The organism is Streptomyces liliifuscus (assembly GCF_016598615.1).
In the GTDB taxonomy this organism is placed as follows: Bacteria; Actinomycetota; Actinomycetes; order Streptomycetales; family Streptomycetaceae; genus Streptomyces; species Streptomyces liliifuscus.
Window position 1 is genome coordinate 2,517,310 of record NZ_CP066831.1, and the last position, 15,785, is coordinate 2,533,094.

11 protein-coding genes are annotated in these 15,785 nt (G+C 71.5%); 2 read left to right on the forward strand and 9 right to left on the reverse strand.

The annotated features are described in order from the left end of the window. Window positions 1-137: 137 nt before the first annotated feature. From JEQ17_RS10705 to JEQ17_RS10740, 8 genes are all read right to left on the reverse strand, one after another. Entirely contained in the window at window positions 138-4,079 is a 3,942-nt protein-coding gene (locus tag JEQ17_RS10705) for a glycoside hydrolase family 2 TIM barrel-domain containing protein (protein ID WP_200395020.1), read from the reverse strand. 247 nt (window positions 4,080-4,326) lie between these two features. Beyond that, a complete protein-coding gene (locus JEQ17_RS10710; protein WP_200395021.1) occupies window positions 4,327-4,836 on the reverse strand; it encodes an O-acetyl-ADP-ribose deacetylase in 510 nt (169 codons plus the stop codon). Further along, complete coding sequence (locus JEQ17_RS10715; RefSeq protein ID WP_200401426.1) at window positions 4,833-6,242, reverse strand: phytoene desaturase family protein; 1,410 nt, start codon at window positions 6,240-6,242, stop codon at window positions 4,833-4,835. Before JEQ17_RS10715 ends, JEQ17_RS10710 begins: the two co-directional genes overlap by 4 nt. A 99-nt stretch (window positions 6,243-6,341) precedes the next feature. Further along, the gene (locus JEQ17_RS10720) at window positions 6,342-7,187 is read right to left on the reverse strand and encodes an inositol monophosphatase family protein (RefSeq protein ID WP_200395022.1); all 846 of its coding nucleotides are present in this window, start codon (window positions 7,185-7,187) and stop codon (window positions 6,342-6,344) included. A 104-nt stretch (window positions 7,188-7,291) separates the two neighbouring features. Continuing rightward, complete coding sequence (locus JEQ17_RS10725) at window positions 7,292-9,442, reverse strand: gamma-glutamyltransferase family protein (RefSeq protein WP_200395023.1); 2,151 nt, start codon at window positions 9,440-9,442, stop codon at window positions 7,292-7,294. Window positions 9,443-9,530: 88 nt separating this feature from the next. Then, a complete protein-coding gene (locus tag JEQ17_RS10730) occupies window positions 9,531-10,172 on the reverse strand; it encodes a DUF4232 domain-containing protein (RefSeq protein ID WP_200395024.1) in 642 nt (213 codons plus the stop codon). A gap of 122 nt (window positions 10,173-10,294) precedes the next feature. Next, the gene (locus JEQ17_RS10735) at window positions 10,295-10,963 is read right to left on the reverse strand and encodes a response regulator (RefSeq protein WP_200401427.1); all 669 of its coding nucleotides are present in this window, start codon (window positions 10,961-10,963) and stop codon (window positions 10,295-10,297) included. 5 nt (window positions 10,964-10,968) lie between these two features. Next, complete coding sequence (locus JEQ17_RS10740; RefSeq protein ID WP_200395025.1) at window positions 10,969-12,069, reverse strand: sensor histidine kinase; 1,101 nt, start codon at window positions 12,067-12,069, stop codon at window positions 10,969-10,971. A gap of 194 nt (window positions 12,070-12,263) precedes the next feature. Here JEQ17_RS10740 and JEQ17_RS10745 point away from each other — a divergent pair, with 194 nt between their 5' ends. Then, window positions 12,264-13,289 (forward strand): carboxymuconolactone decarboxylase family protein, encoded by a 1,026-nt coding sequence (locus JEQ17_RS10745; protein ID WP_200401428.1) that lies wholly within the window; start codon window positions 12,264-12,266, stop codon window positions 13,287-13,289. A 111-nt stretch (window positions 13,290-13,400) separates the two neighbouring features. Further along, window positions 13,401-14,063 (forward strand): hypothetical protein, encoded by a 663-nt coding sequence (locus JEQ17_RS10750; protein ID WP_200395026.1) that lies wholly within the window; start codon window positions 13,401-13,403, stop codon window positions 14,061-14,063. 27 nt (window positions 14,064-14,090) lie between these two features. Here JEQ17_RS10750 and JEQ17_RS10755 read toward each other — a convergent pair whose 3' ends face one another. Continuing rightward, complete coding sequence (locus JEQ17_RS10755; RefSeq protein WP_200395027.1) at window positions 14,091-15,668, reverse strand: NCS1 family nucleobase:cation symporter-1; 1,578 nt, start codon at window positions 15,666-15,668, stop codon at window positions 14,091-14,093. Window positions 15,669-15,785: the final 117 nt, after the last annotated feature.

A 15,785-nucleotide genomic window follows, 5' to 3' on the forward strand; every position in this document is an offset into this window, starting at 1 on the left:
CCCCGAGCCGTTCTCCCCTGCCGAGGCGAGCCTACGTCTCACCAAACACAAGATCGAAAGATTCGGAGACCGGACGGCGGGCGTGTCGCCGTCCCCGGAGAAGTCCCGCCGTACGGGCCGGGGAACTCCCTGCCGTGCTACCCCGAGAACTCCCCCGCCGTGGGCCGCCGCGAGGCCGCCATCGCCGTGTCGACGTCGGTGAGCGGGCGCAGCCGGTAGGTGTAGGAGTAGTCTCGGTCGGCGAAGAGCTTGTACTCGTCGTGCGTGTGCGCGCCCCAGCTGTTGTCGCCGCCCACCCCCATCTGCCGGTGGTTCAGGCGGAGTACGACCTCATCCCGCGGGGTCAACTGGTAGTCGTGGCGCGTGCCGACCGACAGGTCCTCCGGGGTGAAGTGCGAGGCGTTGACCTCAAGGAGCGGTTCGCCGGAGACGAGCAGCCCGACGCCGTCGCGGTCGGTCAGTGCGGCCCACCGGACGTCGGTCTTGTTGCCGTTCTCCTGCGGGCGGATGTAGGGCGTCCATTGCTCGGAGACGGTTCCGGAGTACAGGCCCACGTCGGTGCCGGTGTTGCGGTCCCAGTGGTTCTCCTCGGGACCGCGGCCGTAGTAGTGCAGGCGCTCCAGCCGGCCCGGCAGGAACAGCAGGGTGCCGACCTCCGGGATGTAGGGCAGGTTCGCCGCCCCCGGGTGCAGGGTGTTGTCGACCTTGATCTCGCCGTTGCCGAAGACCGTATAGGTCGTGGTGTACGTCGATGCCGTGGTCGTGGGCAGGGTCCCCGCGACCTTGATGACGACAGCCCGGTCGCGCAGGGCGCGCACGCTCACGTCCGTCACCTTGCGCAGGGCCCCGGCGTCGCGCCAGGTCTGGTTGCGTACGTGCTGGCCGTTGCCCCGGTCGTTGTCGATCGGTGCCCGCCAGAAGTTCGGCGCGGGTCCGGAGGTGATCAGTCGGGTGCCACGGGCCTCGTACGACGTGATGACTCCCGTGCGCTTGTCGACGGTGACGGAGAAGGTCTTGCCCTTGACCTTGATGGACCGCTCGCCGTCCTGGTGGCTCAGGGCGGGCACGCGCTCCAGTGGAACCGGCCGCGCGGCCGGGCTGTCGGCGTCGACCGGGAGCTGCTTCTTGGCCACCTCGAAACCGGCTTTCGCCCACTTCGTGCGTTCCTTGGTGGTGAAGGACAGCTGCAGGAAGTACTCCGCGCCGGGCGCCGGGTCGGCCGGCAGCCTGAAGGGCACGGTGATGTCCTTGCTGCTGAGCGGCGGGACGTCCAGCTGGGCGCGGCTCAGCTTTCCACGCCGTACTACCTCGCCGTCGGCGACGAGGGTCCAGCTCCCGTCGTATTCACGGAGGTTGGTGAACAGGTACTCGTTGGTGAGGGTGACCGCGGCTCCGACGGCGAGGGATGTGCCGGACGCCGGTGCGGCGTCGATCGCCTGGTAGACCTGCTTGACCTCGGCGGCCTTGCCGGTGTGTCCGCGGTCGGCGGTGACGATGCCGTCGGCGACGAAGGCCCCGTCGTTGGGGTGGTCGCCCCAGTCGCCGCCGTACGCGAAGAACGTGCGTTCCTTCGGCCGCTTCTCGGTGACCTTCACGGTGGCCGCGTCGAACCAGAACCGCACCCCGTCGTCACCGGGTCCGCGCCCGTCCGACGCCAGTTCGGCCGCGGACAGGGCACGGGCGTAGACACGCGCCCGCCGGATCGTGCCGCTGAACTCCCGGGTCGGGTTGTCGACGTCGGTGGCGAGCGACAGGGGTGCGGTGTTGTTGGCGGGCCGCCGGGTGGTGGTCCGGGTGGCCTTCGCCGCGCCGTCGACGTAGAGGGTCAGCGTGCCCGCCTCCGCGTCGAAGACGCCCGCGACGTGGTGCTCCTTGCCGGTCCAGTCGTCCGGCAGCGCCCAGCTCGCGGTGATCCACTGGCCGCCGCCGTGGATGAAGAACTCCAGGGTCCTGTCCGACTGCTTGAGGGCGTACTGGGTGTCGCCCTTGACGATGAGCGGCTGGTGGTAGCCGGTCACGGAAGGGGTGACCCAGGCCTCCAGCGTGAGCGAGCCGGTGATGTCGAGGCCGGTGTCACGGGCGAAGACGGTACTGCCCGACAGGCCCTTCTCTCGGTCGAAGGTGGCACTGCCTGCCTGGATCTCACCGCGCACCCTGCCGGGCCCGGCCTCGGTGAACAGCACGCGCCTCGGGGTCGGCCAGCTCAGTGACTGGTCGACGAAGTCCCAGATCCAGCCGCCCTGGAGGACGTCGTGGCGGCGGATGAGGTCCCAGTACTTCTGGAAGTTGCCGGTCGAGTTCCCCATCGAGTGGGAGTACTCGATCATGACGTACGGGCGGGTGTCGGCGGTGTCCTTGGCCCGCTGCTCGACGCGCGCGGGGCTGTCGTACATCTCCGAGCGGATGTCGCTGATCCCCGGGCGGTCGTCGCCCTCGTACTGGATGACGCGCGTGGGGTCGTAGGAGCGGATCCAGTCGTGCATGGCGACGAACGTGCTGCCGCCGCCGGCCTCGTTGCCGAGCGACCAGATGACGACGGAGGCGTGGTTCTTGTCGCGGTGGACCATGTTCTGGGCGCGGGACACGCAGGCTCTGGTCCAGTCGGCGTGGTTGCCCGGGTACTCGTTGCGGATGCCGTGGGTTTCGAGGTTGGTCTCGTCCACGAGGTACAGGCCGTACTCGTCGGCGAGTTCGTACCAGAGCGTGTTGTTGGGGTAGTGCGAGGTGCGGACCGTGTTGATGTTCAGCCGCTTGACGATCTCGATGTCCTCGACCAGGTCCGCGCGGGTGAGCGCGGTGCCCCGGTCGGGGTGCATCTCGTGCCGGTTGGTGCCCCGGAAGGAGACGGGTCTGCCGTTGATGCGCATCAGCCCGCCCTTGAGCGCGAACTCGCGCAGGCCGACCCGGTGCGAGAGCGTCTCGACGACCTTGCCCGCCGGGTCGCGCAGCCGCAGCACGGCCGTGTAGAGGTACGGGTCCTCGGCCGACCAGAGCTTCGGCGCGGGCACGGCCCTGGCGGCCCGTACCGTCACGTCCTCGCCGGCCGGGGCCGAGCCGAGGTCGACGGCCTGCTGCAGCGGACGGGGCCAGACGGCGTGCCCGCGTGCGTCGTAGAGCTGGGTCTCGACGGAGTACCGCCCTCTGCCCTCGACCTTGTCCGTGCCCGTGCCCGTGCTCTTGCCGTCTCCGTAGGCGCGCACGCTCGCGGTGACGGACAGTTCGGCGGCCTTGTAGTCGTCGCTCAGCGGGGTGTCCAGCTTGAAGTCGCGCAGGTGCACGGCCGGTGTGGAGTACAGGTGGACCGAGCGGAAGATGCCGCTCAGCCGGATCATGTCCTGGTCCTCCAGCCAGTCGCCGTCGGAGTAGCGGTACACCTCCACCGCGATCTGGTTGGTGCCGGGCTTGAGGTGCGGGGTGATGTCGTACTCGGCGGGGACGTAGGAGTCCTCGCTGTAGCCCACCAACTCACCGTTGATCCAGACGTAGTGGGCGGACTTCACGCCCTCGAAGTGCAGAAACGTCCGCCGCCCCGCCCAGCCCTCGGGGACGGTGAAGGTGCGCCGGTACTGGCCCACGGGGTTGTAGCGGGTCGGGGCGGCCGGCGGCTGCGGCTCCTCGCCCAGGCCGTTGGGACCCCAGTAGGGATACGTGATGTTGATGTAGATCGGGAAGTCGTAGCCGTGCACCTGCCACGCGGAGGGGACCGGGATGCTGTCCCAGGAGCTGTCGTCGACGTCCGTACGGTAAAAGTCGGTGTCCCGGTCGTCTGGGCGGTCGGCGTAGGCGAACTTCCACTTCCCGTCGAGGCTCAGCCGGTACGGCGAGCGGCTGCGGTCGCCGGCCAGCGCCTGTCCGACGTCCGCGTACGGGGTGAGCGTGGTGTGGGGCGGCTCGGTGCCCACCCGGAAGACGTCGATGGCGCCGTTCCACTCCGGGTTGCCGGCGGCGGTCCCGGGTCTCTCGGCCGCGTGCGTCGGGGCGGACGACGCGGGCAGGGCGAGCACACCGAGGACGGCGGCTCCGCCCTCAAGCAGTCGGCGGCGGCTGACGGGAGGCATCTGCGGGTGCGGGTACGGCATGACTGTGGCCTTCCTCGGTACGACAGTGGGGTGCGCGAACTGAGGGAGCGTCAGCTCTGTCGAGCTGGTCGAAGCGACTGACAGACGGAAGTTGATGTCAGGACAGAATGCGACCGCTGAGGACAAAGACACCTACTGAGCCACAGAAAACCCTAGGACCCGAACACAATCGGAGCAATGACCCTGTCGGACTTTGTGTGATCCTGAGGGCCGACGGGGCATGGGGACGGTCCGGTCGGGCCGGGTGTCAGCGGGCCTGCGCCGTGAACGCCTCGTACGCCCGCTCGTCGAAGAGGACGAACCTGGCCTCGGTGACCGCCGTCTCTGTGCCCCGTACGGTCCCGACCGCGATGCGGGCGGCGTCGTCCATCGGCCAGCCGTAGACACCGGCGGAGACGGCCGGGAACGCGACGGTCCGCGCGCCCAGTTCGTCGGCGACCCGCAGCGACTCCCGGTAGCAGGAGGCCAGCAGCTCCGAGCGGTCCTCGCTCCGGCTGAAGACGGGGCCGACCGTGTGGATCACCCAGCGCGCGTCCAGCTTGCCCGCGCTGGTGGCGACGGCCTGGCCCGTGCGCAGGCCCTTGCCGTAGTGCAAGGCACGGAGCTTGCGGCACTCCGCCAGGATCTCGGGGCCGCCGCGCCGGTGGATGGCGCCGTCCACGCCTCCGCCGCCCAGCAGGGAGGAGTTCGCGGCGTTGACGATCGCGTCCACGCTCTGCCGGGTGATGTCGCCCTGGACGAACTCGATGGCGGTCATGACTGGCGCAGTCTCCTCCACACGGCCTTGGCCGCGTTGTGCCCCGACATGCCGTGCACGCCCGCGCCGGGAGGGGTGGCCGAGGAGCAGATGAACACCGCCGGGTGCGGGGTGCTGTACGGGAACAGGGACAGCTTGGGACGCAGCATCAGCTGGAGGCCGGAGGCCGTGCCGCAGGCGATGTCACCGCCCACGTAGTTGGCGTTGCGCGCGGCCAGTTCGGGCGGGCCCGCCGTGGCGCGGGCGAGGACGCGGTCCCGGAAGCCGGGCGCGAACCGCTCCAGCTGGCGCTCCATCGTGTCCGTGAGGTCACCGGTCCAGCCGTTCGGCACGTGCCCGTACGCCCAGAACACGTGCTTTCCGGCCGGTGCCCTGGACGGGTCGACGACGCTCGGCTGCACGGTGATCAGGAACGGCGAGTCGGGGGCACGGCCCTCCCGGGAGGCCGCGCGCAGGGCGGCGCCGATCTCCTTGCTGCTCGCGCCGACCTGGACCGTGCCGGCGGCGCGGGCTTCCTTCGCGGTCCACGGCACCGGTCCGTCGAGGGCGTAGTCGACCTTGAAGACGCCCGCCCCGTACCGGAACCGCTCGTAGTACCGCCCGAAGCCCGCGATACGGGCCAGCGCGGTGGGCGAGGTGTCGAAGATGTACGCGCGCGCGGGCGGCAGGTCGTCGAGACGCTTGACCTCGTAGTCGGTGTGGACGGTGCCGCCGAGGTCCTTGAGGTACGCGGTCAGCGCGTCGGAGATCGACTGGGAGCCGCCGCGGGCGACGGGCCAGCCCCGGGCATGGGCGGCCAGCGCGAAGACGAGGCCGACGGCGCCGGTGGCGATGCCGCCCAGCGGTGCCATGACGTGCGCGACCAGTCCGGCGAGCAGGGCCCTGGCCCGGTCGTCGCGGAACCGGCGCATCAGCCATGTCGAGGGCGGCAGCCCGGCCAGGCCGAACCGGGCGAGGGTGACCGGGTCGCGCGGCAGCGCGGTGAGCGGCAGGGACATGAAGTCCCGCGCAAGGGTGTCCCAGGTGTGGGTGAACGGCTCGACGAGTCTGCGGTACGTGCCCGCGTCACGCGGTCCGAACGAGGCGGCCGTCTCCGCCACGGAACGCGACAGCACGGCCGCCGTGCCGTCCAGGAAGGGGTGCGCCATGGGCAGTTCGGGCTGCAGCCACTCCAGGCCGTACCTCGCCAGCGGCATCGCGCGGAACGCGGGTGAGTTGATGCCCAGGGGATGCGCGGCGGAGCACGGGTCGTGCCGGAAGCCGGGCAGGGTCAGCTCCTCGGTGCGGGCGCCTCCCCCGACCGTGTCGCGCGCTTCGAAGACGGCCACGGAAAAGCCGCGCCGGGCCAGCTCCACGGCAGCCGTCAGTCCGTTCGGCCCCGCACCCACCACGACGGCATCGAGCATCGACGGCACCTTCGGACTCCTTTGTCAGCCGACGGCCACTGGGGATCAGGATATGCCGGACCGACCGACGGCCCCGCCTCAGCCCCGGGCCGTCACAGGTCAGGCCCCGCCCGACAGCAGTCCGACGACGCGGCGGGCCGTGGCCGCGTCCCGTGCCGCCGTGAACGGGAGCGTGTTGCCGCCGGTTATGCGGAAGGGCTCACCGGCGAGCGTCAGGTGCGCGCCGCCCGCCTCCTCGACGAGCAGGATGCCCGCCGCGTGGTCCCATGCGGCCTCCCAGGAGAACGCCGTGGCGTCCAACTCGCCCCGGGCGACCGCGAGGTACTCGAGCCCGGCCGAGCCGCACGCGCGCGGGCCGACACCCTCCGTCCAGAGGCCGAGGAGCGCGCGCTTCTGGTCGTCCGTCGTGTAGTCCGGGTGGGACGTGGCCACTTCGAGGTCACGTCCGGGGGCGGGCGAGCCGGCCCGGAGGGGTTCGCCGTCGAGGAGGGCGCCCTTGCCCCGGACGGCGACGGCGAGTTGGTCGCGGGCCGCCGCGTACGTCCACGACGCCAGCACGACTCCGCGGTGGGCGAGCGCGACCAGGGTGCAGAAGCCCGGGTCGCCGTGGACGAACTGTCGGGTGCCGTCCACCGGGTCGACTATCCAGACCGGCGCCTCGCCCTTGATCGCCTCGTACGTCGCGGGGTTGGCGTGGACCGCCTCCTCGCCGACGACGACCGAGCCGGGCAGGAGCTTGACCAGCGCCTCGGTGAGATACTCCTCGGCCTTCCGGTCGGCGTCCGTGACCAGATCGTGCGGGCCGCTCTTCTCGTCTATCTCGTGCGCGGCGAGCTGCCGGAAGCGCGGCATGATCTCCGTGGCGGCCGCCGTGCGGACGGCCTCTTCTACGTCGGCGGTGCGGTGCGCGAGAAACTCGTCGATGGTTTCGATGTCCTGGATCATGCCTCCATGAGAGCACGCGCCACTGACAATCCACACCCGGCCGGTGTATCCCGGGTGGAATCACCATGAATAACGGGTTTTACGAGATCAGCGCCACACCGGCCTCAGCGTCCGACCGCGTATCCCTGCATCCCCCGCGGATTCGCCGCCGCCGAGAGCACTCCGGTCCGCGGGTCCCGCGCCACCGCACACAGCCTGCCCTCGGACCAGGCGTCGCCGACCTGGACGTCGTGGCCTCGCCGGCGCAGCTCCTCCACCACCTCCGGGTCGGTGCGTGACTCGACGGTGACACTGCCGGGGCGCATTCCGCGCGGATAGAAGGAGCCGGGGAAGCTGTCGTTGTGCCAGTTCGGGGCGTCGACGGCGCCCTGGAGGTCCAGGCCGCCGCGCACATCCGCTCGCAGGGCGACCGCCAGGAAGAAGTGCAGCTGCCACTGGTCCTGCTGATCGCCGCCGGGCGTGCCGAAGGCCATGACCGGCACCCCGTCCCGCAGCGCGAGCGAGGGCGTGAGCGTCGTACGCGGACGGCGGCCCGGCGTGAGGGAGTTCGGCAGGCCCTCGTCCAGCCAGGCCATCTGGAGCCGGGTGCCGAGCGGGAAGCCCAGCTCCGGCACGACCGGGTTGGACTGCAGCCAGCCGCCGCTGGGCGTGGCCGCGACCATGTTGCCCCAGCGGTCGACGATGTCGAGGTGGCAGGTGTCGCCCCGGGTCGCCCCGTCCGCGGAGACGTCGGGCTCCCCGGGCAGGGGCGAGGCCGACGGCTCGGCGACGGTCGGCTCTCCCAGGCCCGCATCCGCCTGGCAGGCAGCCACCCTCGCCGCACCCGCCCCCGCACTCACCCGGTCGGCACCTACACCCGCCGCACCTGCCCCCGCACCCGCGTGCCCAGCCCCGGCCCCGGCCCCGGCCCCAGCCCCAGCTCCAGCCACCGTCGGCTCCCCGGCGCCAGCCGCCGTCGGTTCCCCGGCACCCGCCGCACTTCCCGCCCGCGCCACCGTCGGCTCTCCCGCCCCCGGCACCCCCAGCGCGTCGAACCCGTCCTCCCCCGCGGCCACCACGCGCGCGTGCCCGCTGAGCCGTGGGGCCCGCCCGCCGGGGCTGCCCGGCCGCAGCTCGTAGGAGGCCTTCTCCCCGACCAGCGCCCGCCGCCCGGCGTTGTAGTCCGCCGACAGCAGCTCTTCCAGGGGGACCTCGCCCACGTCTCCGTACCAGGCCTCGCGGTCGGCCATCGCGAGCTTGCAGCCCTCGATCAGCAGGTGCACGTACTCGGCGGAGCCGTACCGCGGCAGCTCCGGCGGCAGCAGGGCCAGCTGCTGGAGGAGCACCGGGCCCTGACTCCAGGGCCCGGCCTTGCACAGGGTCCAGCCCCGCCAGTCGTACGTGGCCGGCGCCTCGTACGACGCGGACCAAGCGGCCAGGTCGGCCGCCGTCAGCGTGCCGGAGTGCCGTTCACCGCTGGTGTCCATCGTGGGCCGGGCAGCCTGCCGTACCAGGGCCTCGGCGATGAAGCCCTCGCGCCAGATCCGCCGAGCCGCCTCGATCTCTGCGACCCGCTCTCCCCCGTCCCGCGCCCCGGGCTCCTGACGGTCTCCGGCCGCCTGACCGGCTCCGGGCTCCCGACCGGCATCGGCCTCCCCGCGGGCCCCGGCCTCCTGCGCGGCCTCCGTCACCAGCCGCTTCCACGTCGCGGCCAGCGCCGGATTCCGGAACAGCTCGCCCGGCCGCGGGGGCCGTCCGTCCGGCAGGTACACGTCGGCCGAGAAGGTCCACTCGCTCTCGAAGAGCTCCCGTACCGTCTCGACGGTCTCGCCGACGCGCTCCACGGGCGCGTGGCCGTCCTCCGCGTACCCGATGGCGTACTTCAGGACGTCCGCCAGGGACTTCGTGCCGTGGTCGCGCAGCAGCAGCATCCACGCGTCGAAGGCGCCGGGCACCGCGGCCGCGAGGGGCCCGGTACCGGGTACGAGATCCAGACCCAGTCCCCTGTAGTGGGCGATCGTGGCCCCGGCCGGTGCGACGCCCTGTCCGCACAGCACCCGTATCTCCCCGCCCACCGGGGCGAGGATGATCGGCACCTCACCGGCGGGTCCGTTGAGGTGCGGCTCGACGACGTGCAGCACGAATCCGGCGGCGACGGCGGCGTCGTACGCGTTGCCACCGTCCTCCAGCACGGCCATCGCCGACTGGGAGGCGAGCCAGTGCGTGGAGGACACCATCCCGAAGGTGCCCTGGAGCGTGGGTCGGGTCGTGAACACGGGGAACTCCTCACTGCGGCGCGGGCATCCGGACCGCGGGCGGTCGTCCGGCAGGCGTCCGGCGATCGTACGCAGCCCGCCGCGCCCCCTACTCCGAGGGCTGCCAGGCCGTCGTCCCCAGGATGTTCTCCGGGCCGATGTCGAGCGGATACGGAGGCCGCACGGTCACGGTGTCGTCCCCCTTCGCCGGGGCGACGCGGAGGTAGACACCGTCCTGGTTGTGCATCCGCCAGTACAGGGCCGCGTGCGCGCTCTCACCGGGGGCGAGGGTCAGCGACCGGGGTCCCGGATCCTCCGGTGCCATGGACACCTTGTCCGTGCCCTCGACGGTCCGTACGCCCGGGAAGGGGTCGCCCGAGGCGTCGAGGACGGTGACGGCCGGGTAGCCGTTCAACTTGTACGGGCGGTCACCGCAGTTGGTGACGTCGAGCCCCATGGCACGCAGCCCCATGGCCGCGTCACCCTCGTCGGCCCGGAAGCGCAGGCCGGACGGCGGGCACCCCTGTCCCTCCTGGACGGGTACGGACGGAGAGTGCGTGGGGATTCCGGACGGGGACGGATTCGCCGCCCGGGTCGGCACGTCCACGGTCAGCGTCGGCCTGGGCGTGGGCTTGCGTTCGGGGTTGCTCTCCCGGTCCAGCTCGGCGGAGAGCCCGCAGCCGCTCAACCCCAACGCCAGCAGACAGACGAGGGCGACGCTCTGGACCGATCTCGGGCGTATCGCGATCACGCGCCGATCATCACACGACACCTCACCGGAAGCCGTCACTCCGCCCGCTCCCGTACCACCGCCTCCCGTACCACCGCCTTCCGGGCCATCCCTCCCATGCCGCCGTCGCCCGCCCGTGCCCCTCACTCCACCGTCCCGCGGGCCGCGACCAGCCCCGACTCGTAGGCGAACACCACGAGTTGGGCACGGTCCCGGGCCGCGAGCTTGGTCATCGCGCGGCTGACATGGGTCTTGACCGTGAAGGGGCTGATGACCATGTGGGCGGCGATCTCCTCGTTGGTGAGGCCGCGGGCGGCGAGCGCGGTGACCTCGCGTTCGCGGCGGGTGAGGCACTCCAGCCCGGGGGCGCTGGCCCGGTCCGGGGGCCTGGCCACGAACTCGCCGATCAGCGTGCGGGTGACGGACGGCGACAGCAGGGCCTCGCCGCGCGCGACGACCTCGATGGCCTGGAGCAGGTCGGCGGGCTCGGTGTCCTTGAGCAGGAATCCGCTGGCACCGGCCCGCAGCGCCTCGAAGACGTACTCGTCCAGGCCGTAGTTGGTCAGCATCACCACGCGTACGCCGGACAGTTCAGGGTCCGCGGCGATACGGCGGGTCGCCTCGATGCCCGTCATCACCGGCATCTGGACGTCGACGAGGGCGATGTCCGGGACATGCGCGCGCACCAGCGCCAGGCCCTGTTCCCCGTCGGCGGCCTCGCCGACCACCTCGATGCCCTCCTCGGCGTCCAGGAGTGCCCGGAACCCGGCGCGCATCAGGGCCTGGTCGTCGACCAGCGCGACCCTGATCAGGCCGCTCACGGCAGGTCCAGCGGCACTCGGGCCCGTACCGAGAAGCCGCCCTCCGCGCGCGGGGCGGCGTGCAGGGTGCCGCCGAGGGCCGTCACGCGTTCGCGCATGCCGGTGAGCCCGATGCCCTCGGAGGGCGGCCGGGACGGTTCGGCGGTGCCGTCGTCGTCGACGCGTATCGTCAACTCGCGCTCTTCGTACTCCAGTTGGACGGCCACCTTGGCGGGCCCCGCGTGCCGGGCGGCGTTCGTCAGGGCCTCCTGGACGATGCGGTACGCGGCGCGGTCCACCGTCGCCGTCAGCGGGCGCTCGTTGCCGGTCACGGTCAGGTCGACGGCGAGGCCCGCGGCCCGGGCGCGCTCCACGAGCAGGGCCGGTGTGCCGGTCGGCTCGTCGGTGCGCAACACCTCAAGGGTGGCGCGCAGTTCGCGCATGGCCTCGCCGCTCGCCTCCTGGATGGCGAGCAGGGCCGGGGGTATCTCCTCGCCGCGCTTGCGCGCGAGGTGGACGGCGACTCCCGCCTGGAGCTTGACGATCGAGATGCTGTGCGTGAGGGAGTCGTGCAACTCACGGGCGATGCGCAGGCGTTCTTCCCCCGCGCGGCGCAGCGCCGCCTCCTCGCGGGTGCGTTCGGCCTCCAGCGCGCGCTGTTCGGTCTGGCGCAGATACGCCTGCCAGTTGCGGCCCGCGAGACCGGTGACGACGGCGCACAGGAACCAGCCCGCGAGCAACGCGGTCTGCTCGACGGTGGCCTGGGAGGTGACGCCCGTTGCGAGCCACGCCCCGAGGAACACCCCGCCCGCGGCAGCGGCCACGCCCCGGTGCCCCGCCTGTGCCGCCGTGTGGACCGCGGCCATCACCGGGAGGGCGGCCACCAGTCCCGGCTCGGCGTGCAGCACATGGCCGCCCAGCGCGGCCGTGGTGACGGCGAGCACCGCGCGAGGTGCCTTCCGGTACGCGGCCAGCGCCAGCGAACCGGTCACGATCAGCGCGTAGTCGACCGGCGCGGTGTCCTTGTCGAAGGCCGCCACGGACACGACGATCGCGCCGATCACGACGGCGAGCGCCACGTCGGCGAGCCGCTTGAGAGTGGCCTGGTCCGCGTCCATGTCCGTACGGTAGACCGCCGTGCCGACAAGGTCGTCAGCCCTGTGGACGGCCCCGCGACTACTCCCGGCGCAGTAGTCCGGCGCCCGGCCCGGTCGCGTCGGAGCACCGCCAACTGCCTTCGGCCGTACGACGCCCCGAGGCACCCTCGGGAGCGAGGGTTCTCGGCATGACCACACCCTTCAGCTACCCGTTCGTGACCACGCCCTTTCGCTACACCCAGCCTCCGCCGCCAAGGTCCGCCACCGGCCGGACCGCCGAGGTCTACCGACAGCTCTCCGAGGACTTCGGCATCGACGGAGCCGTCACGTTCGTCGTCCTGTCCTCCGCACCCGAACTCCTCGCCGCCACCTGGGCCCTGATGCGTGAGTCGCTGCTCGCGGGCGACGGCAGCCGCACCGGCAAGGAGCTGGCCGCGTTCGGGGTGTCCCGCGCCAACAGGTGTCCGTTCTGTGTGGACGCGCACACCGTCCTGCTGCACGCCACCGGCAACCACGCCCTCGCGGAGCGGCTGGCCCGCGGCGGGACCCCGGACAAGGAGGTGCAGGCGCGCATGGTCGCCTGGGGCGAGGCGACCCGTGTCCCGGGCCACCCCGATCTCACCCCGCTGCCCTTCTTCGTCAGGCACACCGCCGCGTACGTGGGGACCGCGCTGTCCTTCCACTTCATCAACCGGATCGTCTCGGCCCTGCTGACGGAGAACCTGCTGCCGGGCAACACCCAGCGGTTCAGGCCGGTCCGCAGCCTCGCCGGCCGTTCCCTGGCCAAGACCCTGCGCAGGCGTCTCACCCCGGGCACGAGCCTCGCCCTCCTCGACGGTGACCCGGGCCCCGGCCCGTCCTGGGCGGCCGGCACGACGGTCGGCCCCGCCTACGCGGCGCTGCGGGCGGCCGCCTCGGAGGGCGCCGGGCTGCTGACCGAGGCCGACCAGGACCTCGTACGGAACGTCGTCGCGGCGTGGGACGGTACGCATCAGCCGTTGGTGTGGGACGCCCTGCCCGACCGGCGGGACAGGCCCGGGGCGCGGCTGGCGTTACTGGCCGCGCTGGCTCCGTACCGGATCACGGACGAGGATGTGGCGGCGTGGAAGCAGCCGCCGTACACGGACCGCTGTCTGGTCCGGCTCGTCGCGTACGGTGCGTTCGCCGCCGTTGACCGCATCGAGCGGGCATTGCCCCTGGGTGACCCGATATCGCACGAGGTCATGGACCGTCAGGGGTGAGTCCCTGTCACCACCCGGGCACGGAGCGAGTTTGTACTACCGCCCCACAGGCAGGCATGTGACACTGGCGTCCCGTCCGCTGTGCGGACCCTCCGCACCGTCCCCCACGAAATGTGCGCCGTGCGTTCTCTTCCACTCGCTCTCACCGCGCGTCTGCTGCCGGTTGTCGTGCTCGCCCTGGCGGGCTGGTCGTTGTCGTCCGGGCCGTTCGCCGCGACCCCGGCCGCGGAGAAGAAGGCGGCCCCCGACGGCGGGGCGTCACCGTCCGCGCCGTCGACCGCCGCGGCCAGCCGCACGTACCGCGCCTCGCCCGCGCCCTGCACGGGCGTGTCGAAGAAGACGGTGACCTCGCTGGTGCCGGACGCGAAGACGGCCGGCAAGGAGATCCCGTCGACCGACGAGTCGCTGCGCCGCACCTGTTCGTGGAACGCGCTCAAGGGCTTCGACTACCGCTGGCTCGACATTTCGTACGAAATCAAGAAATCGGACCAGGCCGCGCAGGCCGCCTACAAGCAGCGCACGACGGAGAAGAGCGGCGGAGGCGTGGTTCCCGGTCTCGGGGACGCTGCCTACTCGGTGGTGAACCTCACCACCGAGGACAAGCAGCAGACGCGCGAGGGCCAGGTGTTCGTCCAGGCGTCCAACGCCATGGTGGTCATCACGTACAACGGCAGCGACTTCGAGTCGAAGAAGGCGCCCAGTACGGACGAGATCAACAAGGGCGCCATCAAGGCCGCCAAGGAGGCGATGGCCGCGCTGGAGGCCGCTCAGTAGGAGGGCTCCCAACGCGGCCTGCCGGCGTCAGGCCGACTGGTCGGCCTTCTCCGTGCGCTCCTCCCGCTCGGCCCGTGCGAACGGCGCCATCAACGCGACGTAGAGGACGAGCGACGAGGCGAGGCCGATCGCCCATCCGTAGTCCGCGAGCGGCTTGAGGAACGGGATGAGTCCGTCCGTCGGGAACGGGCCGAGCTTGGCGCCCTTGGCGTCGACGTTCGAGTACGAGCCGCCGACCGCCAGAACTCCGCCGACCGCGAAGGCCAGCACAGCGCGCCAGTTCCAGCCGTTCGTGTACCAGTAGCGTCCGCCGGGCGTGTACAGGTCGGCGAGGTGCAGGACCGTACGGCGGATGATCCAGTAGTCGGCGATCAGGATGCCCGCGACCGTGCCGAGCAGACCGCCGACCACGCCGAGCCAGGTGAAGATGTAGAACTCGGGCGTGGAGATCAGCTTCCACGGGAAGATCAGGATGCCGATGACACCCGTGATCAGCGCGCCCGTACGGAAGTTGATGAACTTCGGGGCCAGGTTGGACAGGTCGTAGGCCGGGGAGACCACGTTCGCCGCGATGTTGACGGAGATCGTGGCGATCAACACGATGAAGAGCGCGAAGAGCAGACCGAACGCGTTGTCCGTCTTGGCCGCGAGGGCCACCGGGTCCCAGATCGCCTCTCCGTAGACGGCCTCGGAGCCGGAGGTGACCAGCACGGCGAGGATCGCGAAGAGCGTCATCGTCGTGGGCAGACCGAGGGACTGCCCCCAGGTCTGCGCCTTCTGGCTGGCGCCGAAGCGTGTGAAGTCGGGGATGTTGAGGGACAGGGTCGCCCAGAAGCCGATCATGCCCATCAGGGACGGGAAGAAGACCGGCCAGAAGTCGGCGCCCCAGCCCAGCTTCGAGGGCTGGTCGAGCAGCGCGCCGAAGCCGTCGGCCTTGACCGCGATCCAGATGAGCAGCGCGAACGCACCGACGATCACGACGGGCGCGGCCCAGTTCTCGAAGTGCCGCAGGAAGTCCATACCGCGGTAGATGATCGCGATCTGCAGGGCCCAGAACAGGATGAAACAGAGCCACAGCGGCCACGGGTTGCCCGCGATCTTCCCCGCGTTCTCCCACTCACCACCGGTGAGCTTGGAGCCCAGGGCGAAGATTCCGCTGCCGCCGATCCAGGTCTGGATGCCGAACCAGCCGCAGGCCACGGCGGCCCGGATCAGCGCCGGGACGTTGGCGCCGCGAAGACCGAACGAGGCGCGGGCGAGTACGGGGAACGGGATGCCGTACTTGGGTCCCGCGTGACCGGTGGCCAGCATCGGCAGCAGCACGATGATGTTGGCCAGGGCGATGGTGAAGACGGCCTGCTTCCAGTCCATGCCGAGGGCGACCAGGCCGGAGGCCAGGGTCCAGCTGGGAATGCAGTGGGCCATGGATATCCACAGCGCCGCGAAGTTGTACGTCGTCCACTTGCGCTCGGAGACGGGGACGGGACGCAGGTCCTCGTTGGCGAAGGGACTGTCGGCGGGGAAGGCCCCGGGGGTGAGTTCGATCCGGCCGTCGGCGTCGGCGGACTGGGATATCGGCGGCCCCGTGGGGACGGTTTCGGTCATGGGCAGGCCAATCAATGAGGCGGGACGGGAAAGGCCGTGCGGGTGGCGCCGTGGGGGTGGTGGTGCGGTGGTGCGGTCCCCTTCCCGGGGAGGTGGGAAGGGGACGACTTGAGTGGG